The organism is Thiovibrio frasassiensis (assembly GCF_029607905.1).
In the GTDB taxonomy this organism is placed as follows: domain Bacteria; phylum Desulfobacterota; class Desulfobulbia; order Desulfobulbales; family Desulfurivibrionaceae; genus Thiovibrio; species Thiovibrio frasassiensis.
Map to the genome: position 1 here is coordinate 548,221 of NZ_JAPHEH010000001.1, position 24,082 is coordinate 572,302.

At 58.9% G+C, this 24,082-nt stretch carries 21 protein-coding genes and 1 riboswitch; of the genes, 6 read left to right on the forward strand and 15 right to left on the reverse strand.

What is annotated here, in order from left to right:
* Window positions 1-89 precede the first annotated feature (89 nt).
* Together OLX77_RS02570 and OLX77_RS02575 are read right to left on the reverse strand one after the other, a co-directional pair.
* Window positions 90-746, reverse strand: coding sequence for a DUF2971 domain-containing protein (locus tag OLX77_RS02570; RefSeq protein WP_307632020.1), 657 nt, complete (start codon window positions 744-746; stop codon window positions 90-92).
* Window positions 747-841: 95 nt separating this feature from the next.
* Window positions 842-2,044 carry a THUMP domain-containing class I SAM-dependent RNA methyltransferase gene (locus OLX77_RS02575; protein WP_307632021.1) on the reverse strand — a complete coding sequence of 401 codons (1,203 nt, stop codon included), beginning with the start codon at window positions 2,042-2,044 and terminating at the stop codon, window positions 842-844.
* Window positions 2,045-2,299: 255 nt separating this feature from the next.
* Between OLX77_RS02575 and OLX77_RS02580 the strand changes: the two genes are divergently transcribed.
* Complete coding sequence (locus tag OLX77_RS02580) at window positions 2,300-4,522, forward strand: hypothetical protein (RefSeq protein ID WP_307632022.1); 2,223 nt, start codon at window positions 2,300-2,302, stop codon at window positions 4,520-4,522.
* A gap of 110 nt (window positions 4,523-4,632) precedes the next feature.
* Window positions 4,633-4,842, forward strand: a complete 210-nt coding sequence (locus OLX77_RS02585) for a hypothetical protein (RefSeq protein WP_307632023.1) — start codon at window positions 4,633-4,635, stop codon at window positions 4,840-4,842.
* A gap of 199 nt (window positions 4,843-5,041) precedes the next feature.
* Here the strand turns inward: OLX77_RS02585 and msrB are convergent, their stop codons facing one another.
* The 3 genes from msrB to OLX77_RS02600 all read right to left on the reverse strand — a co-directional run bounded on the left by msrB (window position 5,042) and on the right by OLX77_RS02600 (window position 8,199).
* The gene (gene msrB / locus OLX77_RS02590) at window positions 5,042-6,106 is read right to left on the reverse strand and encodes a peptide-methionine (R)-S-oxide reductase MsrB (RefSeq protein WP_307632024.1); all 1,065 of its coding nucleotides are present in this window, start codon (window positions 6,104-6,106) and stop codon (window positions 5,042-5,044) included.
* A 67-nt stretch (window positions 6,107-6,173) separates the two neighbouring features.
* The gene (gene truA / locus OLX77_RS02595; protein ID WP_307632025.1) at window positions 6,174-6,971 is read right to left on the reverse strand and encodes a tRNA pseudouridine(38-40) synthase TruA; all 798 of its coding nucleotides are present in this window, start codon (window positions 6,969-6,971) and stop codon (window positions 6,174-6,176) included.
* Window positions 6,972-7,026: 55 nt separating this feature from the next.
* On the reverse strand, window positions 7,027-8,199 hold the full coding sequence (locus OLX77_RS02600; RefSeq protein ID WP_307632026.1) for an MFS transporter: 1,173 nt from the start codon (window positions 8,197-8,199) through the stop codon (window positions 7,027-7,029).
* Window positions 8,200-8,556: 357 nt separating this feature from the next.
* Here OLX77_RS02600 and OLX77_RS02605 point away from each other — a divergent pair, with 357 nt between their 5' ends.
* Entirely contained in the window at window positions 8,557-9,030 is a 474-nt protein-coding gene (locus OLX77_RS02605) for a YMGG-like glycine zipper-containing protein (protein ID WP_307632027.1), read from the forward strand.
* Between the two features lie 86 nt (window positions 9,031-9,116).
* On the opposite strand, the gene OLX77_RS02610 is transcribed toward OLX77_RS02605, so the two are convergent.
* The gene (locus OLX77_RS02610; RefSeq protein WP_307632028.1) at window positions 9,117-10,805 is read right to left on the reverse strand and encodes a SulP family inorganic anion transporter; all 1,689 of its coding nucleotides are present in this window, start codon (window positions 10,803-10,805) and stop codon (window positions 9,117-9,119) included.
* Window positions 10,806-11,219: 414 nt separating this feature from the next.
* Window positions 11,220-13,334, reverse strand: coding sequence for a peptidase U32 family protein (locus tag OLX77_RS02615; protein WP_307632029.1), 2,115 nt, complete (start codon window positions 13,332-13,334; stop codon window positions 11,220-11,222).
* A gap of 281 nt (window positions 13,335-13,615) precedes the next feature.
* Between OLX77_RS02615 and OLX77_RS02620 the strand changes: the two genes are divergently transcribed.
* Complete coding sequence (locus OLX77_RS02620; RefSeq protein WP_307632030.1) at window positions 13,616-14,092, forward strand: cytochrome c3 family protein; 477 nt, start codon at window positions 13,616-13,618, stop codon at window positions 14,090-14,092.
* A gap of 8 nt (window positions 14,093-14,100) precedes the next feature.
* On the opposite strand, the gene OLX77_RS02625 is transcribed toward OLX77_RS02620, so the two are convergent.
* Window positions 14,101-14,643: a hypothetical protein gene (locus OLX77_RS02625; protein ID WP_307632031.1), complete on the reverse strand. Its 543-nt coding sequence runs from the start codon at window positions 14,641-14,643 to the stop codon at window positions 14,101-14,103.
* A gap of 89 nt (window positions 14,644-14,732) precedes the next feature.
* On the opposite strand from OLX77_RS02625, the gene OLX77_RS02630 reads away from it, so the two are divergent.
* On the forward strand, window positions 14,733-15,605 hold the full coding sequence (locus tag OLX77_RS02630; RefSeq protein WP_307632032.1) for a rhomboid family intramembrane serine protease: 873 nt from the start codon (window positions 14,733-14,735) through the stop codon (window positions 15,603-15,605).
* A 56-nt stretch (window positions 15,606-15,661) separates the two neighbouring features.
* On the opposite strand, the gene OLX77_RS02635 is transcribed toward OLX77_RS02630, so the two are convergent.
* From OLX77_RS02635 to OLX77_RS02660, 6 genes are all read right to left on the reverse strand, one after another.
* Window positions 15,662-16,183, reverse strand: a complete 522-nt coding sequence (locus OLX77_RS02635; protein ID WP_307632033.1) for a hypothetical protein — start codon at window positions 16,181-16,183, stop codon at window positions 15,662-15,664.
* Window positions 16,184-16,406: 223 nt separating this feature from the next.
* Window positions 16,407-16,673: an SbtA family thio(seleno)oxazole RiPP natural product precursor gene (sbtA, locus tag OLX77_RS02640; protein WP_307632034.1), complete on the reverse strand. Its 267-nt coding sequence runs from the start codon at window positions 16,671-16,673 to the stop codon at window positions 16,407-16,409.
* 164 nt (window positions 16,674-16,837) lie between these two features.
* The gene (locus tag OLX77_RS02645) at window positions 16,838-17,581 is read right to left on the reverse strand and encodes an endonuclease/exonuclease/phosphatase family protein (RefSeq protein WP_307632035.1); all 744 of its coding nucleotides are present in this window, start codon (window positions 17,579-17,581) and stop codon (window positions 16,838-16,840) included.
* 3 nt (window positions 17,582-17,584) lie between these two features.
* Window positions 17,585-19,189, reverse strand: a complete 1,605-nt coding sequence (gene sbtM / locus OLX77_RS02650; RefSeq protein WP_307632036.1) for a thio(seleno)oxazole modification radical SAM maturase SbtM — start codon at window positions 19,187-19,189, stop codon at window positions 17,585-17,587.
* Window positions 19,190-19,341: 152 nt separating this feature from the next.
* Window positions 19,342-19,420, forward strand: a riboswitch (cyclic di-GMP riboswitch).
* A 269-nt stretch (window positions 19,421-19,689) separates the two neighbouring features.
* Window positions 19,690-20,517, reverse strand: a complete 828-nt coding sequence (locus tag OLX77_RS02655) for a ribonuclease H-like domain-containing protein (protein ID WP_307632037.1) — start codon at window positions 20,515-20,517, stop codon at window positions 19,690-19,692.
* An 8-nt stretch (window positions 20,518-20,525) separates the two neighbouring features.
* A complete protein-coding gene (locus tag OLX77_RS02660; protein WP_307632038.1) occupies window positions 20,526-21,263 on the reverse strand; it encodes a SagB/ThcOx family dehydrogenase in 738 nt (245 codons plus the stop codon).
* A gap of 179 nt (window positions 21,264-21,442) precedes the next feature.
* On the opposite strand from OLX77_RS02660, the gene OLX77_RS02665 reads away from it, so the two are divergent.
* The gene (locus OLX77_RS02665) at window positions 21,443-21,853 is read left to right on the forward strand and encodes an EamA family transporter (RefSeq protein ID WP_307632039.1); all 411 of its coding nucleotides are present in this window, start codon (window positions 21,443-21,445) and stop codon (window positions 21,851-21,853) included.
* Window positions 21,854-21,931: 78 nt separating this feature from the next.
* Here OLX77_RS02665 and OLX77_RS02670 read toward each other — a convergent pair whose 3' ends face one another.
* A complete protein-coding gene (locus OLX77_RS02670; protein ID WP_307632040.1) occupies window positions 21,932-24,070 on the reverse strand; it encodes a sensor domain-containing diguanylate cyclase in 2,139 nt (712 codons plus the stop codon).
* Between the last annotated feature and the right edge of the window lie 12 nt (window positions 24,071-24,082).

The window sequence follows — 24,082 nt, forward strand, 5'->3', positions numbered from 1 at the left end:
ACCGCTTTCTCTTAAAAACAAACCGTAATTGGTATTATGGCCCCGGAATTGACCTAGCTGATGCCAGAAGTAGAGCCTGTGGCGAATTGTTAGACCCATAACTGCTGTTTACGTTGCCTAACAACTTTGAATTTTTTGAAGGCAAGCCTAGCTTTAAATACTTCCACCCCAGTAGCCAACTCCCCCAGGGCAGAACGTATATCCGCTCGTGATGCTGTGGATCTCGCACCGACAATAACGGATTCCAACCTTAAACGATCAGAGAAGTCGACGAAGTAGAGCCCCGTTTCGGGATCCTTATCTTCCAGGGTTACAAAGCTCCGGTGCTCCTTCTCGTAACGCCAGTGCGAATACTTTGTAAACAAGAACTTCCTCGCCTCATCTAGGGCTAGACTAGAGGGGTTGCTAAGCTTTTCAAGGTCAGCCACCAGCCTCTTCCGGGAATAGTGAACTTGCCCTAGGCACTCATCTGGCACCTCAAAGCCGAGACACAGACCCTTGTGGTGATTAGCATAGTGGCTCCACACTACGGGATTACTCCAGTCTTCACTAAAACAAAGAATGCCTCGGTTCTCGGAAAGCTCCCTCTTCATTTTTTCGAATGCGCGGCGGACCTGATTATTTGACATTTCGACGCCAAATAGCTCAAACGGGTCGTTCAATTCTGTGAGATTCGCAATCTTCAGTCTCTTCCGCCGAAGATTCCCAATTTCATGTTCTTCATTGACGAAGTGATATACGCGCATAAGGGCTCAACATTAATATTATACGGTGGGGAATTCCGGGGACACCTTACTTAATTATTAGCAGCTCAATCACGCCTGACACGATTTAGGACGGCTCAATACATCTCATACTTGGCCAACACCCCGTCCAGCCCGCCGTTACTGAGCGGCTTCTTCCAGGCGGGCTTGAGGCCGATCTTCTTCACCAGCTCCCGGTCGCCGAAATAGAGGTAGGCCGTGGAGCCGGTGCATTTATGCTTGAGAAAGCTGCCCAGCTCCCCAACCAGGGCGGCGGCCTCGGCCTGGGCGCCCAAGCGAACCCCGTAGGGCGGGTTGGAGACAATGACCGCATCGCTGATCGGCGCAAGCTCCTGAAAGCGGCTGGAGTGTACCGGGACCTCCTTGCCGTAGGGGAGCTGACCGAGGTTGATCCGCGCTGCTTTGACCGCCAGTTTCGCCGCATCGCTGCCGGTAATCAAACCCTCCGGGAGGGGGCGGATCAACGAATCCGCATCTTCCTTCACCCGCTGCCACGCCTCGGGCTCAAAGTCGGGAAAGCGCATGAAACCGAAGCTCTCCCGCAGATACGAAGCGGGAATCCGGCAATAGCGCATCAAGCCCTCGCAGAGCAAGGTGCCGGAGCCGCACATCGGGTCGATCAGAGTGCGCTCGCCGTTCCATTCCGTCAGATCGAGAATCGCCGCGGCCAGGGATTCCTGGATGGGCGCTTCCACCGTTTCCTGCCGGTAGCCGCGCCGGTGCAGGGAGGCGCCCGAGGCGTCGAGGCTGATCACCGCCGTGTTTTTATGGATATGGAGGTTGAAGACCAGATCGGGATTGCGCTTGTCCACATTGGGCCGAGCGCCGAATTTCTCCTGGAACTGATCGACGATGGCGTCCTTGAGGCAGAGGGAGGCGTATTGGGAATGGGTGATCTTGCTGTCGCTCACCGTGGCGGTGATGACAAAGGTCTGCTCCCGGTCGAAGAGCTCCACCCAGGGGATGGTCAGCGCGGTTTTGTAGAGGTACTTGGTGCTGTGGCAGTCGAAATGCAGAAGCGGGGCCAAAACCCGGGTGCAGAGCCGGGTCTGGTAGACGATCCGGTACAGGGTCTCGGGCGTGGCGGTGAAATAGACGCCCCGGTAGACCGGATTGACCTGGGTTGCCCCCAGCCCGGTGAGCTCGCGCTCGGCAAGGGGCTCGACATTCTCCGCCACCTGGGCGAAGTAGCTGCTGTTCTTCTGATAGACAAAGGATTCCAACACCATGACCTCACGCAACTCAAGTTTGATTTCAAGACAGGAGGCAAAACACCTCAACCGCCAATCTGCCGATGGTACACCGGAAAGGGCGAAAACGCCACAGGCAAGGCGAACATCCTGCCTGCATTAGGCACACTTTGTTTGCCCCAATAGCCCGCGAGGGTGCAGCCTGATATTTACAAGACGGCCTTGGTGTGCGATACTCACAACACTCTTAGCAATCACGATCCCCTGCCCGTGCGCAGGCAGGTTTTGTGGCCCCAGAATCTGACCCGGGGGGTGTTCCCCCGCAACCTTCCAACAGGCAATCCCGTGCAGACAAAAAAGACTGATTTTTCCCTGGACGCCTCGGCCAACGAACTCTATGCCCAGCTCTCGGGCATTGACACAACGAGAAGAATCCTCGACCCGGCTCCCCAGGAATCCTCTCTTCTCGAGCTGCTTGGCGCGGAAGAACAATGGCTCGACCGCAACCGCCTCTTCCTCATCGAGATCTGCTGGCTGCTTGCGGACATCCTGCACAAGAGCCGCCAGACCGATCCCGGGCAAAGCGGCGACCAGGAAAAGGCGCTGTGGACGGCGATCAAGCAACTCTCCGGCTGTCCGCAGTTTGACGGAACCATCTCGATTCGCTATCGGGGCAGCGGCTTTCCCGGTCAGGATGCGGTCCAGGAACAATGCGATTACGAGGTCTCCAGCGGCAACCTCCTGCTGGACCTGCAGGTTGCCGGATCCATGGCCAAGCGGATGGCGGGCCGGCCAGGCTCTGCCCTGCCCGGCCAGTTGCTTGCGGCCTTCAAGGGCTTCAGCGCCTTGGGCATCAACCATCTCCACCTGGACAGCAAGGTTGGCAGCGAGGAAGACAAAGCCAGCCTCCTGGATTCCCTGCGCGCCTTGAGCCGGTATTACCGCGAGGTTGACCAGCCGGAAAACTCGGCCGCCATCGTCCGGGACGAGTACAATCTCGCCAATCCCAACCTCACATTACTGGCCACAATAAACGGGGTCAAACCAGCGGCGGTCCAGAAACTGGTGGCGGAGATCGCCCCCATGCTCTTCGGCCCTGAAGCCAAAGAAGCGCTTGCCTCCTTCCCCACGGTGTTCAACGCCATCTTCGCGTTTCCAAAACTCAAGGCCCAGCTGAAGAAGCCCGCCCTTGAGGTCAATAATATCCAACGCTTGATGCCGGGCCAGAGCGGCGCCCGCGACAACCGGGGCCAGGCCATGCTCTCCCGCATGGCCATCGCCAGCTATGGCGAAAGCCCACAGCAGGTGGCGGAGGTCCTGGCCAGCGTGAGCAGCGGGGGGTACCAAAACATTTACATGGGCACCCTGCAAAAACGGCTCACCCTGGCCAGCGATTTTCTCAACAAGAGCAAAAACTCCCCCCAGCCCGGAAAGATCCAGGAGGAGGCGCTGCACAATATCGAGGCGGGCTTGGAGATGGTGCCCGATGCACTGTATGAATCCCTGGATATTTTCGGCTCCCGGGATGAGAGCGCCAGCGAAACCGCCCCTCTCCCCCGGCATGACTGGGCGCTGCACCAGGAGATCTTCTCCCTGCTCAGCTTTTTCAAGCGGCGATCCGTGATCAAACAAAAGATGCGGGACATGGTCCGAGGCCAGGTCCGCTTCGAGCCCCAGGATTATGCGGTCATTGCCAGAAATTTCCGGATCAGCGACAGTCAGGCCGCGCATCTGGTCCAGCTGCTCAACAGCTGTTTTGACGACCATGGCCGCTTCCGCAGAAGTGCCTTTGAAAAAAATATCCCCCAGTTTGTCCAGTACGAGACCAAGGTCTTTGAATTCCTCTGGCATTACCTGAAGGAGCTTGTCTCCCGGGACGACAGGGTTTCCTTCCTCAACGCCATGCAACACCTGATTGCCAAACTCGCCAACCCTGCGGAGGCACTGAAGATTCTGCTCAGCGACATCTTCAATCAGGCGCACCGGATAGGCTTTTCCGACCGCAATGGGCTGCTGCTGGCCAACATCCTCATCCGGACCTACAACCAGGAGTTGGGCAACCATATCGAACTCACCCCCGAAGAGGTGCTGCAGGTCAAGATGGGGCTTAATCAGGAGATGGTCGCCCAGGCTCTGGCCTTTTTTGCAGAAGAGCAGGAACACCTCTTCCGCAAGCTGAGGACCATCCATGAAGAACTGCAAAAAACCGTGCGCCGGGAATCCGGCGAGGCGGGCATCCCGCTGCATTATCTCATAACCCTGGAGCGGGAGCTGATCATCTTTCTCGCCCTGATCGGCGGGCCTGCCTCCCACAAGATTCTCCACGGGGTGGTCAAGGAATACGGCAACCCCGAGGCCGGAATCTACGTTGCCCTCCCCGGACCCGAAGAGGGCAAGGGGTTTCTCCAGTTGCTCCAGGTCGCGGTTCGCGGCCTAAAACGATTTTCCGAGAGGGAGGACCTGCTCTTATTTACCGTCCTCGCCGACCGGGAGCCGCGCTTCCTCGCCCTCTGGGACAACGAGTCGCACAGAGCCCTGGTCAAACGGGTCATGGAGTGGGTGCGCTAGAGGGGCCATCCCCCAGCACCCGCCCTCTTTTCTTGCAATTCTGCGTAAAATCGGGTACCTCTGGCTGCGATTCGCCAGTTATTTACCCCGCGTTCCCTGGAGAAAATATCATGAACTTCGACTCATTTGAACAGGCCCTGCATATCTGTATGACCGCCACCCCCGGCAGCGACGAGCACGAAGGTGCCCTGATCTACTGCCTGGAGAACGCCCCGCCCGAGCTCAAGGACCAGATCGCCGACGCCCTGGCGAAATTCCACAAGAAGCAGCCGGACCATGACCATAGCTGCGGTTGCGGCTGCAATCACGGCCACGACTGATCCTGCACCATACAGAAGCCCCCCTCGCTATTTCATAACTGATCACGAGTGCGAGCCGCCCCCCAAACTAAGCGAGCACAGGGTGCCGGAGATGCGCGGAAGAGGTCTGCGAAGTGTGCTATTGCACATGAGCAGACCGATGCAGCTCAGCAAGCGGAGCGAGACTGCGACGCGGATGCGCGCCCTGTGCTCGCTTCCGCTATTTCTTCTGAAAAAGCGGAAGGAACTCCCCGTACCCTTCTTTTTCCAGCTCCGCCACGGGGATAAAGCGCAGGGCCGCGGAATTCAGGCAGTAGCGCAGTCCCGTGGGCGGCGGGCCATCGTTAAAGACGTGCCCCAGATGCGAGTTGCCTTCCCGGCTGCGCACCTCGGTCCGGGTGGTGAAGAGCTTGCGGTCTTCCCGCTCCACGATTCTTTCCGGAGCCAGCGGCTTGCTGAAGCTCGGCCAGCCCGTGCCCGAATCATACTTGTCCAAAGAGCTGAACAGCGGCTCGCCGGAAACGATATCCACGTAGATCCCGGGACGCTTGTTATCCCAGTATTCGTTGCGGAAAGCCGGCTCGGTATCCTCCTCCTGGGTGACCTTATACTGCAGCGGGGTAAGCCGCTTGCGCAGTTCCGTCTCGCTCCATTTCTTGGCCGCCCGGTCCTCGTCGCCCCAGATCTTGCCCAGAAATTGATCCCGGCCGGAACCGTTGCGGTAATAGCGATAACGGATGGGGTTCTTCTTGTAATAATCTTGATGGTACGCTTCCGCCGGATAAAAGCGGGTGGCCGGCACAATTGGCGTCACCAGGGGCTTGGCAAAAACCTTGCGGGCACCCAGCTCGTTTCTGGATTTCTCGGCCAACTGCCTCTGTTCCTCGTTCAGATAAAAAATCCCCGAGGTGTAGGCATGGCCCCGGTCGACAAACTGGCCGGTGCTGTCGGTGGGATCGATCTGGCGCCAGAAGACATCCAGCAATTTCGCATAGCTGACCTTGGCCGGGTCATAGGCGATCTCAATCGCCTCGATATGCCCGCCCGCGCCATAGTTTTCATAGGTGGGGTTTTCCGTTTTCCCCCCGATATAGCCGGAGGTAACCGAGAATACGCCCTCGATCTGCTCAAAGGGTTTTTCCATGCACCAGAAACACCCCCCGGCAAAGATCGCCTTTTGGCTTTTCTCCGCCGCGCCTGCCCTGGGCGCGCTCAACAGACCGACCAGGGCAAAGCCCAGCAGAAGGATCCCCGCATTCTCCACAAGCTGTCCGAGTATCTTCATAGACGCACCTCGCTGATTAATTTTGAGTCATTAATCAGACAATAAGCACGCGCCGGGGGAAAAACTATCAGAAAAAGGGTGAGCGCAATTCCTCCGAGGCCAGAAAGGTATCCAGCTCCTCCTGATCGTAGAAGGCCCGCTCGAAAAAAAGTCCCTGGCTCGGCGCGGTGTACGCTTTCAGCTCCACCGGTTCCTCGAGAAAATGGGCCACTTCAGCCACGGTGAGCGCTCCCTTGCCAACCTCGGCCAGCACCCCGACAATGCGGCGCACCATCTTCCAGAGAAAATGCGAGCCCACGATGCGGAAGAGGATGAGATCGTCCGTCTCTGCGACCTGAGCCTTGTGGACCAGCACCAATGGCGATTTCTTCTTGATTGCCTGGCGGTCGGTAAACGAGCTGAAGTCGTGCATCCCCACCAGGGTTGTCGCCGCCTCCTGCATGAATCCTGCGTGCAGCGGCTCCGGGATCTGCCAGACATAATCCCGGCAGAGCGCGCTCTTGCGCTTGGCAATCTGATAGAGATAGCTGCGGCCGATGCAGTTATGCCGGGCATGAAAGCGCGGACCGGCCCTTTTGCACTCCAGAATAGCAATATCCTTGGGCAGCAAGGCATTCAACTCCGCCCCGATCTCCTTGGGGGTTTGCTCGGTATGCACCTCCAGATGGGCGACAAACCGCATGCCATGCACCCCGGTATCGGTGCGGCCGCTGCCCTGCACGTCCACCTCGGAACCGAAAAGTTCGGCCGCCGCCTTCAGCAGACTCCCCTGAATGCTTTTGGCATCAGCCTGCATTTGCCAGCCGCTGTACCGGCCGCCGTCAAACTCCAGGGCCAGCTTGAATCGTTTTGGATGTGCATGCATGGTGATGGTCCCCTTAACAAATCATTTTTTTAAAAAAAAGAGAGTCGTCGGCTGCTCATTGCCCAGCCTCCTGCCAACCCACCGCCTGCCTCCGCCTTGCACTGAAGCCAATAAAGGCGAAGCTCAAGGCGACAAAACAGAGGACAAAAAGACCGCTTCCCATAAAAGAAGCGCCATACCCCCACTCCCGATTCAGACTCCCAGAGACCACTGCGGCAAGAAAAGTGGCCAGGGTGCGCACCCCATAGAGCAACCCGGAGTTGCCGCCCAGCCTTCCCGAGGGAAAAAGCAGGGCGACCAGGACGCCGAGCTCCAGCAAGGCAACGGTGTCGCCCAGATTATGGAGCAAACGGATGATCACCAGGCTCCAGATGTCGAAAGCCAGCGGGGTCAGCACCTGAAACAGCGCGGAAAAGGCCATCCCCCCTAAAAAGAAGAGAAACACCGAGTTGCGCTTGTCATGATAGCGGCCGACCAGGGGCACCATCAGCGCCATCCACAACCCCATGCAGGCAAAAACCATCCCGATCTGCCTGGGGAGCAAGTGGAATTTTTCCCTGAGCAAGAGGGAAAAAGAGGTCTGCTCCACCCCGAAATGGGTGCCAAGAACAAAGAGACAGGCGATCAGCAGCAGGGGCTTGAACTGGAGAACATCCCCGCTGTATTCCCGAAAGGAAAAGACAATGGGCTCAAAATCAACGAGAAACAACGAGCAGAGAAAGATCGCCCCGGCCCCAGCCATGGCCAGGGAGAACAAGAGGGACGGGGATGCTTGCACCACCAGACCGCCGACCAGAGGACCAAGACCGAAGCCGAGATAGGTGCTCAACTGGTAGGTCGCCACCCTCCGGCTCCGCTGAATCTGGCCAAAATGCTTCAGATACAGGGACTCGCTCACCACCACCAGGGCCGCGCTTCCCAAGCCGCCGACACAAACCGCCGCCATGATCCAGCCAAAGGAACGGGCGGTGAGGAGGGCGCCAAAATACCCCGCATAGAGCAGCGCCCCACAGAGCATGGTCCGCTTGGGCGAAAAAATATCGGAAAACATGCCGAGCGGCAGCATCAGGGCCATGGACGACAAGGAAAAAAGGCCGATAGCCATACCGATCTGCACATCGCTTAAGCCATACCCCTTGAGCAGCAGAGGCAGATAGGCGAGCACCATCCAGTGCGTGAAATAGATGAGAAAACGGATGGTGATAGACAACAGGATCTGGCGGCGCATGGAGGGGGTCCTGGTAAAGGGAGTCTGTTCCCCCTTCTAGCATGCTTGAGGCAAAGAGGCAATTGCGATGGTTTCGTAAAAACACCAGAAGGCCACAGGTCCACTGCGCAAAATCAACAAGCCACCAAGTAATAACCGTTGTAATCGCGTCTTTTGCGATTACAACAATTACGGACTTTGCCCCATAAAAACCACCCGACATGCCTGGAGAGGAACCCGACATCGGGTCGACATTGCCCCGGCTACGCCCCATATCGGCTGGAAACCCGATGATTTTCGGCGTACGGTGAAAGCGAAAACATGGTGTGCACTTTATTGCAACACAGCCAAATGCGTTTATTCTCGCAAGGAGGGAATATGCTGAAAAGAACCCTGATGATCTCGTGTGTCGGATTATTGCTTGTCAGCCAGAACGTCCAGGCCGGAGAAACTGCCCAGACCGGGGCCTTGGGCGGAGCGGCCGGAGGCGCCATTCTCGGCCAGGCCATCGGCCGCAATACCAAGGGCACCTTGCTGGGCACCGCCATCGGCGGGGTCCTCGGCTACATGGTCGGCAATGAGATGGAAAAGGAACAGGGGCAAACGGTCAGGGTGTACTCGCCACCGCCCAGGGTGGTGCACCAGTACGAGGACGATTATGACTCCCGGGTGGTCTATTACCGGCCGGTGGTCTACGAAAGGCCGGTGGTGTATTGCCCCCCGCAACGGGTGGTCAGAGAGACGGTGATCATCGACCGCGGTTGGGATGAGCCGCACCGCGGCAGACATCGCGGCGGGTACTACCGGGATCATGGCCGGCAGGCAAGCCGTTTCAACCGGGACCGGGATTAAGCCACACGCCCCGATCATCTTTCACCAATCAGCCTTAGCCAGCACACAGGCGGCTTCTCCCTTCGGGGAGAGCCGCCTGGCCTTTTTTATTCGCCCATTCCTTCCTGCGCCGACTCACCGAGATACCTTCGTGCCCCGGCCAGGGCATCATCGATATGGCCATAGATGTTCTCCGGGCCGATTTTTCCGCTGAACCGGTTGCGGTCAAGGGAAACCCGAAGCTGGGGACGGACGCCGGAAAGGATCAGGGCGGTGCCGTCCTTACGGGTCTTGCTCAACAGATCCTCCAGGGCATGCAAGGCCGTGGCGTCGATGGTCAGAATATGGCGCATGCGCAAGACCAAGACCTTGGCCGGATTCTTGAGAATATTCAGGGTATCCTTGAACTGGGTGACGGCCCCGAAGAAAAACGGCCCATAGATCTCGAACACCTCGACCCCCTTGGGCACCTCGCGGGTGGCAATGGCCAGGGCATCCTCCTTACCGTACTCCTCGTTGAGCTCAGCCGTAATATTGCGCACCTCGGTCACTTGGGCCATGCGATTCATAAAGAGCAGGGCGGAGAGGACAACGCCGGTCTGGATGGCCACGGTAAGATCGACAAAAACCGTGAGAAAGAAGGTGGAGAGCATCACCAGAATATCCGATTTGGAGGCGCGAAACAGCTTAACGAAATGCTGCCATTCGCTCATGTGGAAGGCGACCACCAGCAACACCGCCGCCAGGGTGGGCATGGGGATGAGCACGGCCCAGCGGCCAAAGAGCAGCAGGATCAGAAGCAGGGTAACTGCATGGACCATGCCGGCCACCGGGGTGCGGCCGCCGTTCTTGATGTTGGTCGCGGTCCGGGCGATGGCGCCGGTGGCAGGGATTCCACCAAAAAAAGGCACGGCAATGTTGGCAACTCCCTGGGCCACCAGCTCCATGTTGGAGCGGTGACGCATCCCGGTCATGCCGTCGGCCACCACCGCGGAGAGCAGCGACTCGATGGCCCCCAGCAGGGCGATGGTCAGGGCGGCGGGAATCAGCTGCGGCAGCATCCCCCAATCCAAGTGAGGCAACCTCGGCATGGGCAGCATACTGGGCACGCTGCCGAACTGGGAACCGATGGTCTCCACCGGCAGGCCAAGAAAATAAACCAAGCCGGTGCCCACCAGGATGGCGATGATGGAGCCGGGGATCTTCCGGGTCACCTTGCCCCAGAAAACAATAATCAGCAGCGAGATGGCACCGATCAGCAGGGCCGAGGGATTCAGGGTGTCGGCATAATGTCCGTAATCCATAACTCTGTGGATGAACTCGCCGGAGATGGCGGGGATGGTCAAGCCAAAAAAATCCTTGATCTGGGTGGTGGCGATGATCAGGGCAATGCCGCTGGTGAACCCTACGGTCATGGGATAGGGGATGAACTTAATCACCGCCCCCATCCGGGCCAGCCCCATGCCAACCAAGAATACCCCGGCCATGAGGGTGGCCATGGCCAGACCGTCGTAGCCGAACTTAGCGACAATCCCGAACACCACCACGATGAAGGCGCCGGTGGGTCCGCCGATCTGTACCCGGCTGCCGCTCAAAAACGAGATGAGAAAACCGGCAATGATGGCGGTAAAGATCCCCTGCTCGGGCTTGACCCCCGAGGCAATAGCAAAGGCAATGGCCAATGGCAGGGCAACAATGCCGACCAGGACCCCGGCCATGACCTCCCTGCCCAGATTCTTGCGGTCGCAGCCATCCTTGATACAGGAAAAAAACTCAGGAACCAAACGGGTGCTCATCGGATAATTCTCTCCAAGATACTTTTCAATATCGGCAACCATTCTGCGCTTTGCCGATATCGAAAAAAAACCACGGAATGTAACCGTTCAGCGGGGCCACAAATGCACGCAAGAGGTCTGCGAAGTGTGCTATTGCACATGAGCAGACCGATGCCAAAGCAGATGGGGTGCTGCTGGACGGTTACCAATATCGCCGGGTAGATATCAGATGGTCGGGGAGCTTTACGCGAGGGGAACAAGCGCAGGGTAAAGGCGGGGCCAGGTGATAGGTACCCGACGGACAACAATTGCCATGCACGTCAGGCAGAAGATGACAGGGTTTCCGACCTGCCATAGGGATTTATACATAGAAAAAGCGGCTTCACTTTGCAAGGGAAAATTCAGCCCAATCCATGTTTTTTTTCAAAAAATTGATCAGGCCAAGCCGCGCTTGTAATTGAAGGTGGTGGTTTCCGGCAGGGTCTGGTCGGCAGCAAGCGCTGCGAAGACCTGCTTCCCCTTTGCAGACATGCCCCCGCAATGGCTCAGATCGACGATTATCCGGGAGCAGCCCATATCTTTGAGCCCGCCCAGAAAACCAAGGAGGGAAAAATCCTGCTCTGCCAGCACCTCGGTGAGGCCGTAGTTTTGGAACACGCGATACCCTTCTCCCCCTTCCGCCCGCAGCACCGAACCGGGCCGCACTCCCCGGACGGGAATGCGGGAGAGCATCACCGGCAAGGGTCCGTAAACGGTAACCGCCAAGGGAGGCAAATGGCCACCCCGGCGGAAGAGCTCCTGCATGTTCTTGCGGTCGTCCTCCAAATTGGTGGTGAGTTCCTCAAGACCCAGCTCCTGCCAAGCAAGCGCGGCCTGACTGTTCAAAACGTAGCAGCGGAAGCCGCCCAGCAGGGTCAACCCCGACAAGCCGGCAAACAGGGGGATATGCCCAAGATTATTGAGGCGGAACCGGCGAAAACCCTGGCCTGCCAGCATCCCAACGGCCCGACGATATTCGTCCCACTCCGCGCCGAAGAGCATGGGCGGAATTTCCCAGATGACCCGCCCATGCCAGTCGGGACTCGGCCGCTCCACCTTTTTCAGACCCCCCATACTCTCCGGGGTCAGGGTCAGTTCCAGGTTGGCAACCCCTGATTCATCGAGCAGCCGGAGATCCTGGGGGCCTCTGCCCCGCACCGTGAGAATCTGAGCAGAGGGTGGCTTGGAAACTCCCGCCGGCAGCAGGCTGGCCAGGGCCTGAGTCCGAGCCTGATCGAGGCGCTCTTTCCGGGCCGGACTCTTTTCCGGCACAACCACCTGCTCAAGGGTGGCGCGGCAAGCCTCCGGACTCATGGTAAAAGCGGCCTTGCCGCCTACCTTGAAAACCTTGTCGCCCGCCTGAAAAAAACCGCCCTTATCGGGAATCCGCACCCGGACAAAATCTCCTGCCTTGACCGCCTTGGTTTTTTTCTCTTCGAGCCAGAGATCCCGCACCGTAAAGCCGGTGCCGGCCTGATCGTTCTGGGGCTGGACGCGGATTCGATCGCCCACGTGCAGCCGGTCGCTGGTCTCAAACCCGATCATGCCGCCGCGCAACGAAGTCACTTGGCCGAGATGCTTGCCAAGGGTTCCTTGTTTGGAGGAATCCGCAATCGCCGCCGGCACGGAACCGGAGAGAAAACCCTTGGTCGCCTGTCGGCCAAAGGAAAGGGCCAGCTGCTCCTCCGCCTCCTGCATCGCCTGCTTGCGCCCGCTTTCCGGGGCATCCAGCACCAGCCGGTAGGCCGCCACCACCCGGGCCACGTAGTCGGCGCTCTTCATCCGCCCTTCGATCTTGAGGCTGACGACCCCGGCCTTGAGCAACTGCGGCAGCTGGGAAAGGGCGCAGAAATCGCTGGTGGAGAAATGATAACCGGGCTGTTCCCTGTTGAGATACTTACGGCGGCAGGGCTGGGCGCAGCGGCCGCGGTTGCCGCTCATCGAGCTGGCGGCCGAAGAAAAGAGGCATTGTCCGGAAATGGAAAAACACAAGGCCCCGTGGACAAAATGCTCCAGCTCGATGGTGCTCTGTTGCCGGATGGCCCCGATCTCGGCCAGGGACAGTTCCCGGGCCAGGACCGCCCGGGTGAACCCCATCTGTTCCAGCATGAGAACGCCCGCCGCATTATGCACCGCCAACTGGGTTGAGGCGTGCAGAGGCAGCTGCGGGAAATGGTTTCTGGCCAAGCGCCAGACCCCGAGATCCTGGATGATCAGGCCATCGATGCCGATCCCGGCCAGGTCTGCCAAAATCCCCACCAGCTGGGGGAGTTCCTTTTCCTTAAGCAGGGTATTGAGGGCGACATAGAGCTGGCGGTGTTGCTGGTGGGCATGCATGGTGAGCTTTTCCACCTCGGCCATGGTGAAATTCTTGGCCTTGGCCCGGGCGGAAAACTCCTTCAAGCCGCAGTAGACGGCATCGGCCCCATTTTCCAGGGCGGCGAAAAATGACTCCAGGCTGCCCACCGGGGCCAGGAGTTCCGTTTTTCTGCGTGTTTTCTGCTCCATCATCTTCCCTTCCCTTTGGACACAATCGTTTCCGCCTGCTCTGCTGTTTTTTCCACCGGGTGCCAGACTACCACGCGCGCCAAAGCAGGGGCAATGGAAATAAAGCCGGACAAAAACCGGACTCGACATGCCCCTGGACATCCCAGCCAGCAAGGAATGTCGCCCGACATCACCCCATGTCCTCTAGGAAAAGCAGCGGGGGGTGGCTAGGATACAGACAAGAGGAGAAAGGAGTCAGCAAGAGCCGACTCTAGAACCAAAAAACAAACTTAGGAGGAATCACGATGAAAAAAACCATGATTGCCCTTGCCATGCTGTTGGCCGGTGGCCTGAGCCTGAGCATGACCGACCTGCAGGCGGCCACTGCCCCAGCCCAGGAGCTGACGATCAAGGGCAAAAAGCCCGCCCAGTTCAGCCATGCCAAACACACCGCCCTTGGCCTTAACTGCGGAACCTGCCACCACGACGCCAAGCATCAGCCCCTCGACGAAAAAGCCATCGCCGGGCTGGCGAACGGGGACGGCTTGCAATGCGCCACCTGCCACAACGAAAAGTTCGGCAATGCGAAGCTGCAGAAAGCCATGGACGTGTTCCATGGACGGTGCAAAACCTGCCATACTGCGGGAGTGAACGGCAAGAAGGGTCCGACCGCCTGCACCGCCTGCCATACCAAGGCTGCGGCCGCTCTGGGCCAGAAGGCAGCTCCAGCCGCGACAGCCGCTCCGGCCCCGACCAAGAAAAAAGCCATAGAAGGGTGCTGAACCGGAAATCAGCCGCGCAGCGTGCCCCGTTGCCGTAAAAACTCCAGCAGCAGTTGTTCCAACCCATACTGCTGCTGGAGCAGACGGCCGACACTCTGCTCAAGGTGCCGCATCCGGACTGGCCCGGCGCCCCGGATGATCTGTTGGCAGTTATAATTGAGACAGAACATGGGTTTAAACAAAAGCGGACAACCCAGTTCCCCGAGGAAACAGCATTCCGCATCCTCCCGGAAGACTCGCACCGCCACCCCGGCCAGAAGGTTCAAAAGCAACTGGACCACGTCATTCTCCCCGGCCATGAAACTGCTGCAGCAGCCCCCGCCTGGTTTGGCGCCGCAGACACCGCAGAGTCCGCCCAGGTCAAGGTCAGCCATGACCCGGGTCAGCTCCTTCTGGGAGATCAGCGCCTGGGCCAGCTGGCACCCAAACGCTTCCTTGGCCACCAATTCCCTGGCAAGATCGGGGTAAAGTCCCTGGGCGATACCGAGCCGCTCTCGAATGGTGCCGCCGTAAAATTCGTGTAAGGAAAAACAAGGTTGCGTTGCCATCATGGTCCTCTCATCGGCTGACGACCCAGACCATGCAGTCACGCTTTTTCTGGCCTTTTCGGACCGGGTGTGGTTAGCTGGGCCGAGAGAAAATGACCTTATCAACCAACGACGCCTACCCCATGACCGCCTCTCACAAAAACTCTCAGCTCTGCCCAAACTGCCGCCGCCTCATCAGCCGGGACGAAGCCAGCTGCCCGTATTGCGGCCTCGGTTCCCCAGGCTCCTGGTGGAAAAACAATGGGGTCCTCGGGTTATTTCATTCGCCGGAGCGCTTTCTCAGCGGTCTCGTCGGTCTCAACATCGGTCTCTTTGTCCTCTCGCTGATCCTGCATCCGGGCGGTACCGCCATGGGCATGAATCCCTTTGGCTTTCTTTCCCCGGACAACCGGAGTCTCCTGCTCTTGGGAGCAACCGGCACCATGCCCATCGAGGCGTTGCACCGCTGGTGGTCGCTGGTTTCCGCCAGCTATCTGCACGGCAGCCTGCTCCACCTCATCTTCAACCTCATTGCCCTGCGCCAGATCGGCCCCTTGGTGATCCAGGAATACGGCTTGGCCAGGATGTTCACCATCTATACCCTGGGCGGCATCGCCGGCTTCCTGCTTTCTTTCCTGGCCGGGGTTCCTTTTACCATCGGCGCCTCGGCTGCGGTCTGCGCCCTGATCGGCGCGGCCCTCTATTACGGGAAAAGCCGGGGCGGCAGCTACGGCCAGCAGGTATACCAGCAGATCGGCGGCTGGGCCATCAGCATCTTCGTTTTTGGCCTGCTGGTGCCGGGCATCAACAACTGGGCCCACGGCGGCGGCATGGCGGCGGGCATCCTCTGCGGGCTGCTCCTCGGCTATCAGGAAAACCGCCGGGAATTACTCGGGCACCGGTTGCTTGGCACCGCCTGCGCGGCCGGGACCATCCTGATCCTGCTCTGGGCTGTGGCAACCTCGGTTCTCTATCGCTTTTTCTGAATCTTCCGGGATTGGGCTGCATCAAGTCTGCAAAGATGGGACGGAGAAGGGAGCAACTACTTTCTCCGCTGACGGACCTTGTCCAAACACCTGGGACAGATACCATGGGAGAATTTGGCGTCTGTCCGCTGGGAGATGTAGAATTCGATCTCTTTCCAGGATTCCTGGGCCGAAGAATCCGCACCCTTGGTTCTGATTTTTTTGCATTCCATGCAGATGGGCACCAGCCCCTGGATGGTCTGCTGAATCTCGCTGATCATCCTGGCGTGGAGGGCGATTCCGAGGAGCACGAAGACCGCGCCGAAAAGAAAGATAAGACTGACCCAAAATATGCTGATACTCGCCTTGCCCAGGAGTACGCTCATGGCGACCACGACATAGCCGGCCAGAAAAAAGAACATCAAGAACCGGTTTATTTTGAGAGACCGGAGCACATAGCCCTGACTGCGCTCGGCAATGAACGGGATGGCCTTGAACAGCCCACGCAGATGGACGATGCTGATCCCGATGATCACCGCGCCACAGACGATAAAGAATACCGCGATGCGGGTATGCCAGTCCAGGGCCTGCCAATCCATGCTCTTCCTCCAAATACCGTTCTGAATCCTCCACCTCGGCCCCGTTTTGCTTCCATTCTGGGGCCGGATCAACGCGAACCACGATACAATCATTTTTTCCTGTTTCCATCAACAGGTTATTTCGTACCGCTCAGGAAGAGTGCTGTGGCGCGGGAATAAAAAAAGGCAGGTTCCCCTGCCTTTGCAAAAAAAATTGAACGCAACCTGCGTTCGCTCAGCCGCTTCAACCACTTTTGCCGGGCTTTTTCTTTTTTTCTTCCAGCTTCTTTTTGGCTTTTGCCGCTTCATCTTCCGGGGTGGCCTTGGTATCCACCATCCCCTTTTCTTCCCCAACCTTCGCTTTTTCCTCAGTGCTCACGGCACTGCCTTTACTGCCGCCTCAGCCACTGCCGCTGGCAGCATTCGCCGGCGGCACAGCCAGGCCAACGCCGGTCAGCAGGCTGGCAATGCCAAAACCTGCCATAAACTTTTTCAGATCCTTTGAGTCCATAACTCCCTCCTTGCAATTGCTTGCGTATTGGGAAAACGAATGGTCCCGGCGACTGCCGGCCCCCCCGACAAAACCAACATAGATCAATCCGATCCAATTATAACAATATCATCAAAGAACCCGATACCGTTGTCAATAAAAAAGCAGCCGCTGCCTGCCACGGCTTAGAGCTGCAGATCGACAATAACGGGAAGATGATCGCTGGCGACCTTGGAAACCCGGAGACGGCAGCGCCGCCCGCCCAGCACGGTGATCGGCCCCCGGCAAAACACCTTGTCCAAGCCGGTGGAGGGCGAAAATGAAGGATAGGTCAGCATGGCATTCTGATAGCCAACCCCATGGTTGGTTGCGCAGGCAAAACCCAAGGCCTCGGTAAACAACGGGGCGATCCGCGTCCACCAGTCATTAAAATCTCCGGCAACCACACAGCGATCCCCCTGGGCAAGAGCGGTGAACTCCGGGGTACGCACCAGTCGGCCCACCTGCTGGGGCCGCTCCTTAAAAGAAAGTCCCAGATGCAGGTTGAAGACCGGCAAGAGCACGGGAGAAGATGCATCGACAGGCAATTCCAGCTCGGTGAACAGGCAGCCCCTTGCCTTACGGCCGTCAAGGGTCAGATCGATATTGCGTTCCCGGACGATGGGATACCGGCTCAAGGTGGCATTGCCGTACATCCCCTTGCGCAGCTGGACATTCAAGCCCACGGCACTATAGGGATAATTGCAGCTCTCGGCCAATTCCCGGGCCAGATTCAACTCCCGCGAACGGGGCACCCCCACGTCCACCTCCTGCAACAAAACGATATCCGCATCGTAATGGGCCAGAACCGCGGCAATGCGCTCCGGCCGGAAGCGTCGATCCACCCCGATGGCCCGGTGGATATTATAGGAAAGAATCCGAAACTCCATGCTCTAATGCTCCAAAAAACAGTAAGGGTCGCGCTCGCGGAAAATATCGAGGCCGAAGCCATGGCTCACGGCCAGACACCCCCCGCAGGCGGGACGCAGGCGGCACTCCCGACAGGCTTGGCTTCCTGCCCGGTACTGTCCGGCGGCCGGAGAGTCATAGATCTCCGCCAGGGATTGACTGAAGATATTCCCGATCTGGGAGGGCAATTTCCGGCAGGCATGCACCTCGCCATCGGGCAGCAGCGAGACAAAATTAAAGGCCGCGCCGCAGCCGAATCCGGCGCACCCCCCCAGCAGGGGTTCGCCTTTTTTCTCCCGCAGCAGATTGAAAAAATTATCCTTGAGGCCCATGGCCGGATTCGCCCGGGCAGCAGCCAGGTAGCTTTCGAGAAATTTTGGGTATTCAGCGGTGGGCACCGATTCCAACAGAGAACCCTCTCCGACCATGGCCAAGCGGTTAAAAACAAAAAGATCCACCCGGTCGCGGAGCAGCTCCGCCAAAGGAAGAACCTGGTCCATATTCCCCCTGGTCAGGGTGAGCATCACCATGGAGTAGATCTCCTGTTCGCGCAAGAGAGCGAGAAACTCCATGACCCTGGCAAAATAGCCCGTGCCCCGGATATAGTCGTTATGCTTTTCCAGCCCCTCGAGGCTTACCTGATAAAAGGCGGGCTTCTCAATGGCCAGCAACGGCAAAAGGCGCTCTTTTCCGGTTGCATTGCCCAGGATGGCCACGGTGAACCCCCGATCCACCGCAGCCTGATACAGCTCGCGAAAATGGGGATAGAGCAGAGGATTGCCGCCGGAAAAACTCACCTGCCCCCGCACATGCCGACTTTGACAAAAATCCCGCAGCTGATCCAGCACCGCAATCCCACGGTCCAGGGACAAGGGGGCGCGGTCGCTTCGGTCGTAGCAATGCTTGCAATGCAGATCGCAGACCTGGGTGATATGCCATTGCAGGGTGAAGACCTCGGCGGCCAGAAAGCGGGGGGCAACCGCATCGGTTATGGGAAAACTCTCTGCATCCCTGCGGATGCGCGAGGGGGGAGCCAAAAGAATCCCCTTATCCGCAGCCCGGTCAAGGGCAGCCATAATGGTCCCAACCGACACCGCCCCGAATTCCGTAGCCTGGCGGGGCTCAATCCCTTCACAGACCATCTTCAGGGCCAGCAGCTCCTCGTCTCCTGCCACCTGGGCTCGGCTCTTCCCAGTCTCCGGATCAAGCCAGAGCAAAATCACCTCCTGCCGCGCCACCGGCGCAGGCAAAGCTTGCAGCCCGCCCTCCCCCAGCAGATCAAGCAAGCCGGCCCAGGAGACTTGGCACACTTGCAGGCTGGGGTTTACCGCAAGCTCCTCCACCACGGCCGGCAGGGATGTTCTTGCCTGCCGCACCCTATGGAGTGCCAGCTCCAGCCGGGCCAAATCGAAGAGATACGGGGGGGCAGACGATACGGATACGGCAGGATCAGCAAGCATTCCGGCCAGGCCCGAGAGATCGGCGGCAAGTTTAAGGAGCGCAAGAAAATCCTGCCATGAGGCATCGCTCAGCACTTTTCTGCAGGCAGGAAAAATTCCTGGACTATACGAAGCTATGGAGTTGGCCATGACACCTTCCCGTGATCATTAAAACGCCTGATTTTCGCCCTCAGTGTACCACAGGGTGGAGAAAAGCCAACACCCCCTCTTGTCCCCCCGCGGAAAAACAGATTGACAGAAGGAGAGTCACTATGCCACTATGGACCCACAACTGAATACTGTTTTGAAAAAGGCAAACCCGGAGTAATCCGGGGACGCAAAGCCAACGGGTCCGCCAGTGCGGATGGCCGGGTTGCCGATACGGGAAATTTGTTTATTGCAAACCCATCTCCGGCAACAGAGATGGGTTTTTTTATGCCCTCTCGAATTAAAATAAAGAACCGAAGAAAAACATCCAAGTTTGGGGGGGGGACCTTGACCCTGGGTGCTTTCGCTCCGTGGCGGGCGGAGCACCTTGTAACCACGCGTGCACTGCCCATTGACCGTATCCTGATTCTCTGCCTTGTTACAAAACGCGTGGCACCCTCTGGAGAGGGTCCGGCACCCGCCGGGCCCTCTCCGCTTTTTTTTCAATACCCCCGCAAACGACCGATGAGCTCGAGATCCGGCAGAAACGTTTTCTCCGGCAGAGTCGGCTGGGGCAGATGATGACTTTCGGCAAAAGGGGTGCCCTGCAGCTTCAGATTATAGGCCTGCACCAGTAACGACTCCAGATTCACCGTATCCTCCACATTGTAGGCAAGCAAGGTGTCCAGCACCCGCCGCGATTTGGTCCGGCGATATTCCCGCCAGAGCAGCACCGCAAAGTAGCCATCCACCCCAGCCAGCTCCCCACGATCAAGCCCCATCTGCTTTTCGCACCCCTTCAAGCCGCCGACAAAACCGAGCCCCTGCAACAGCGGGCGCAGATCGATGTGGGCCTGGGCCAACTTAAAGCCGAAATGGCGCTCCAGCATGGGGATGTCAAAGGCCTTGCCGTTGTAAGTAACCAGCATCTGGTATCGCTGGATGTCCTCGGCAAAATCGGCGAGATTCTCCCCCTGCACATAGGTGAACACCTCTTTGCCGTCGTAGAGGCTGACGGTGGTGATGCAATGGTCCGTGAAACTCAAGCCGGTGGTCTCGATGTCGAGATAGGCCACGGAATCCCGATAATGCGGAAAAATCCGCCAGCGCTGGGCTGCCGGCAGCTGCCGGAGACATTCCAGGGGCGTCTGTTGCCCGGCTTGGGCACGGCTCAGCACCAGATGATCGGTAATGAGCCGAACCTTCTGCGCGGTGAGAAACTCCGGATACGGTGCGACGAATTTGTCCCAGGTGGTGACCCCGGCCTGCCAGAGCCGCCGTTCCGTGGTCTCGCCGATCCCGGGGATATGGACAAAGGTATTATAGAGCATCTCTCCCCCTAACCCTTGCGGCCGATGGAGGCGAGATAGACGACCGACTCCTCCTGGCCGTCCACGCCGAGCAGCCCGTTCACCTCGTCATCGAAAAAGGCGGCCACCGGACACCCGGACAACCCGAGAAAGCCTGCAGTCGAAAGCAGGTTCCCGCAGATATGCCCGGCATCGAGCATGATATACCGCAGCCCGCGATGGCCGTATTTCGCCATATTGCGCCGGAAGATGGCGGTCCAGATGACATTGACCGGGGCCTGGGCGATAAATCCCTGCCCCAAACAGGCCTCGGCCAAAGGGGGCCCCGGCACCATCTCCGCGAGACGCTCCAGCCGGAAGCCCTGCACGTCGAAATGGTAGATGCCCGGGGCAAGCCCGGCCACCCGCTGAATCGCCAGATAGGTTTCAATGGGATAGAGGGCGCCGGCGGAGGGTGCGGTGCGAAAAAGGAAGGAACCGGCCTGGCCGCTAATGCCCTGACTCCCCCAGAGCAGCAGGGCCAACTCCTGCAAAGAGATATCCGCCTCGGCAAAGCTGCGCACCGAGCGGCGGTGCTGGAGGATCGAGAGCAGATCCGCCCCTTCTTTCGGCCAGACCCTGGGCAGCTCCACCACCTCCGCCTTTGGGTAGGTCTTGCATCGCTCCGTTCTCTGGATCGCCGGGGGGAGCTGCCCGCCCCTCTCCTCCCGGTCGAACTTTGTCGCTTGCAGATATCTATATCCCAAGGATTCCCGCAGTTCCGGCATCTCTCCTTCCCCCCCCAAAACGGCACGCCGGGCCTAAGGGCAAAAAAACTTGCCGGGCCCGGCAATCACCGGTAGACTTTAATTGTATCGTCGGCTTGCCGGCGATTGCGGCTCTCTTTCCCCCGGCAATGACAACGCCGGGATGCACGGAGCGCCAAAATTCCACCGCAGGGAGCCCCATGGAAAGCTGGCTGATTCCCGCCTTTACCGCCCTGATCATTTACGGCCTCTGGGGCTTTTTCCCCAAGCTGGCCGTAAGCTATATCAACCCCGCCAGCGCCTTGGTTTTCGAAGTGGCGGGGGCCATGCTGGTCGGACTTTCCGCTCTCCTTTGGGTAGGATTTCAACCGGAAACCCACCCCAAGGGCATTCTCTTTGCCGTCCTCACCGGGGTGGCCGGAATGCTCGGCACCCTGTTTTTCTTCATCGCCGCCAGCAGGGGCAAGATCTCGGTGGTGGTGAGCATGACCGCCCTCTACCCCATCATCACCATCATCATTGCCGCCATCTTCCTGCGCGAACCCGTCACCGCCAAACAGGTTATGGGCATGGTCTGCGCCGTGACCGCGATTTTTCTCTTAACCAGCTAAAAGATCGGGCCCAAGGCAGAGTGAATCTCCCTTAAGCCCCTTGCACACCCCGGATCTGCAGCGACAAAATTCGGCCGTTCACTCCTCCTGCCAGACCACCACCCGGTTACGCCCCTCTTTCTTTGCCCGGTACAAGGCCTTATCGGCCCGCCGGATCAAACGCTCCTTATCGGTGCCGTGGTCGGGATAGACGGCAAGCCCCAGGGACAAGGTGATCCGCACCGGACCACTCTCATGGGGCAGCACCATTTTTTCGATCTCCTGCCGGATACGCTCGGCCATCTGGTGCCCCCCCTGCTCGCCGGATCCCTCCAAAACAAGAACAAACTCCTCGCCGCCGTAACGGCCGGCCAGATCCACGCTGCGCGCCGCCCGCCGGAGGATCCCGGCCACCTCCTTGAGCACCTTGTCGCCAAAGGGATGGCCATAGCTGTCATTGATCTTCTTGAAGTGGTCGATATCGCAGAGCAACAGGCTCAAGGCCCCGGCCCGCCGCTCTTCCCGAACCAGCATCACGTCAAAGCCGTGCTGAAAGGTACGGTGATTGATCAGGCCGGTGAGGCCGTCGATGGTGGCCAGACGGTTGATTTCCTCATGGGCCTGCCCCAGATCGACCTTGACCGCGACCTGGGCGGCAATCAGCTCCAGAATCTCCTGCCGGGGCTTGGTGAAAACGTCGGCTTTTTTCACCGCCACGGTGAGCGCGCCGGTCGCCTCCCCCTTCTCTTTTTGCAGGGGCAGGACCAGCAGCGAATGGTAGCCGGTGAGGAGATGGTCGTGCCCGAAAACCTGGGTCGGCCCGTGACACTGGGCCTTGGCCGGCAAAGGCCGGTTGATCTTGAGCACCTGGCCCACCAACCCCTCTTCCCTGGCAAATTCACGGCCCAGGAGGAGCTCGCTCCCTTCGCCTTCGGCCAGGGCCACGCAATGGCTGTTGCCTTGAACCAGGCTGATGGAGATGAAATCCGCCCCCACCAAGGTCCGCACCGCCTTGATGGTTGCGGCCAGAACCTGTTCAAGGGCCAGGGCCCCATTCAACTCGCGCATGGCAAGACAAACGCGCTGGATGGCGCTGCGCTCGCGGGCCATGGCCTGAAACTGCCTGCCCATGTTCACATCAAGGGCAAGCTTCCGGCCACACAGGATCATGATCGTTTTTTCCTGCTCGGTCCAGGGTTCCTGACCGGGTCGATCCCCACAGAGAACCGGAGCGATCTTCTTATCGTCAAATCCGAGCCATTCCTCGGCGTCATCGGGGAGACGGACGGCGAGAACCCCACCCACCTCAAGCTGCTTCAGGTAATAGGGCACCCCCAAGGAAGGGGTGGCCGGGGCGAGACTCACCAGTTCCTCCGCCCCCATCAACGCCCCGGTAATGCCCGCCCCGATCCGGAACGGCCCGGGGGCTATATCTTTTCGGGTGGTGGCGATACTGCGCAGCCGGTATTCCTGGCCCTCGGGGTCCGGCCAAAGCAGGGCCACCGTTGACAAGGCCAGGGTCTGGCGGATGAGTTCGAGTTGCAGATCAAAGGCGGCGGTGATGGTTTCAACGGCGGGCTGACTGCCGGCCTCGGGGTCTTCGATGAGATCGTAATCCGGCAACACATTGAGAATATCGGGCAGCTCGTCGAAGAGACCAAGATCCCGGGCATACTGCCGGCTGGCGGTATCCCTTTTTGCCCGGATCAGGGCCTTTCGCATCCGCTGCCGGTAGGCCTTGCTGCTCATAAAGGCGCTGATGCCCAGTCCGGCGGCACCATAGGCAAGCAGATTCCCCGCCAATCCGGCGAGTTCCTGAAAATCAAAAGCCCACAACCCCACCTCCATCCCGAGCACCGCCACAAAAGGGACAAGCAGGGCCTGCAGGGGAAAACTGATCACCAGCCAGCCGATGAGCCCGACCGGGAGCAGGATCAGCTGGGGAGCAACCGAGACGAAACTGCGGAAAACAATCCAGACGCCGACAACCCAGAGCAAAGGCCCGGCAGTGCCGAAAAAAGAAAATTCCGTGGGAGAATCCCCTCCGCCTTGCCGCATCTCCAGGAGGGAAAAGAGCAGAACCAACCCGGCCAGACTCCAGGCAAAGACGGCGAAGTCTGCGGTCGGCTCATAGAGCCCCAAGGCCACCGTCCAGACCCCCAACAGCCCGAGCGCGAACCCAGCCCGCCGGACGGTGATGCCGGTTCCGCGGTTCACTTGGCGGCGACCTCTTGCCATACTCCCCCCTGG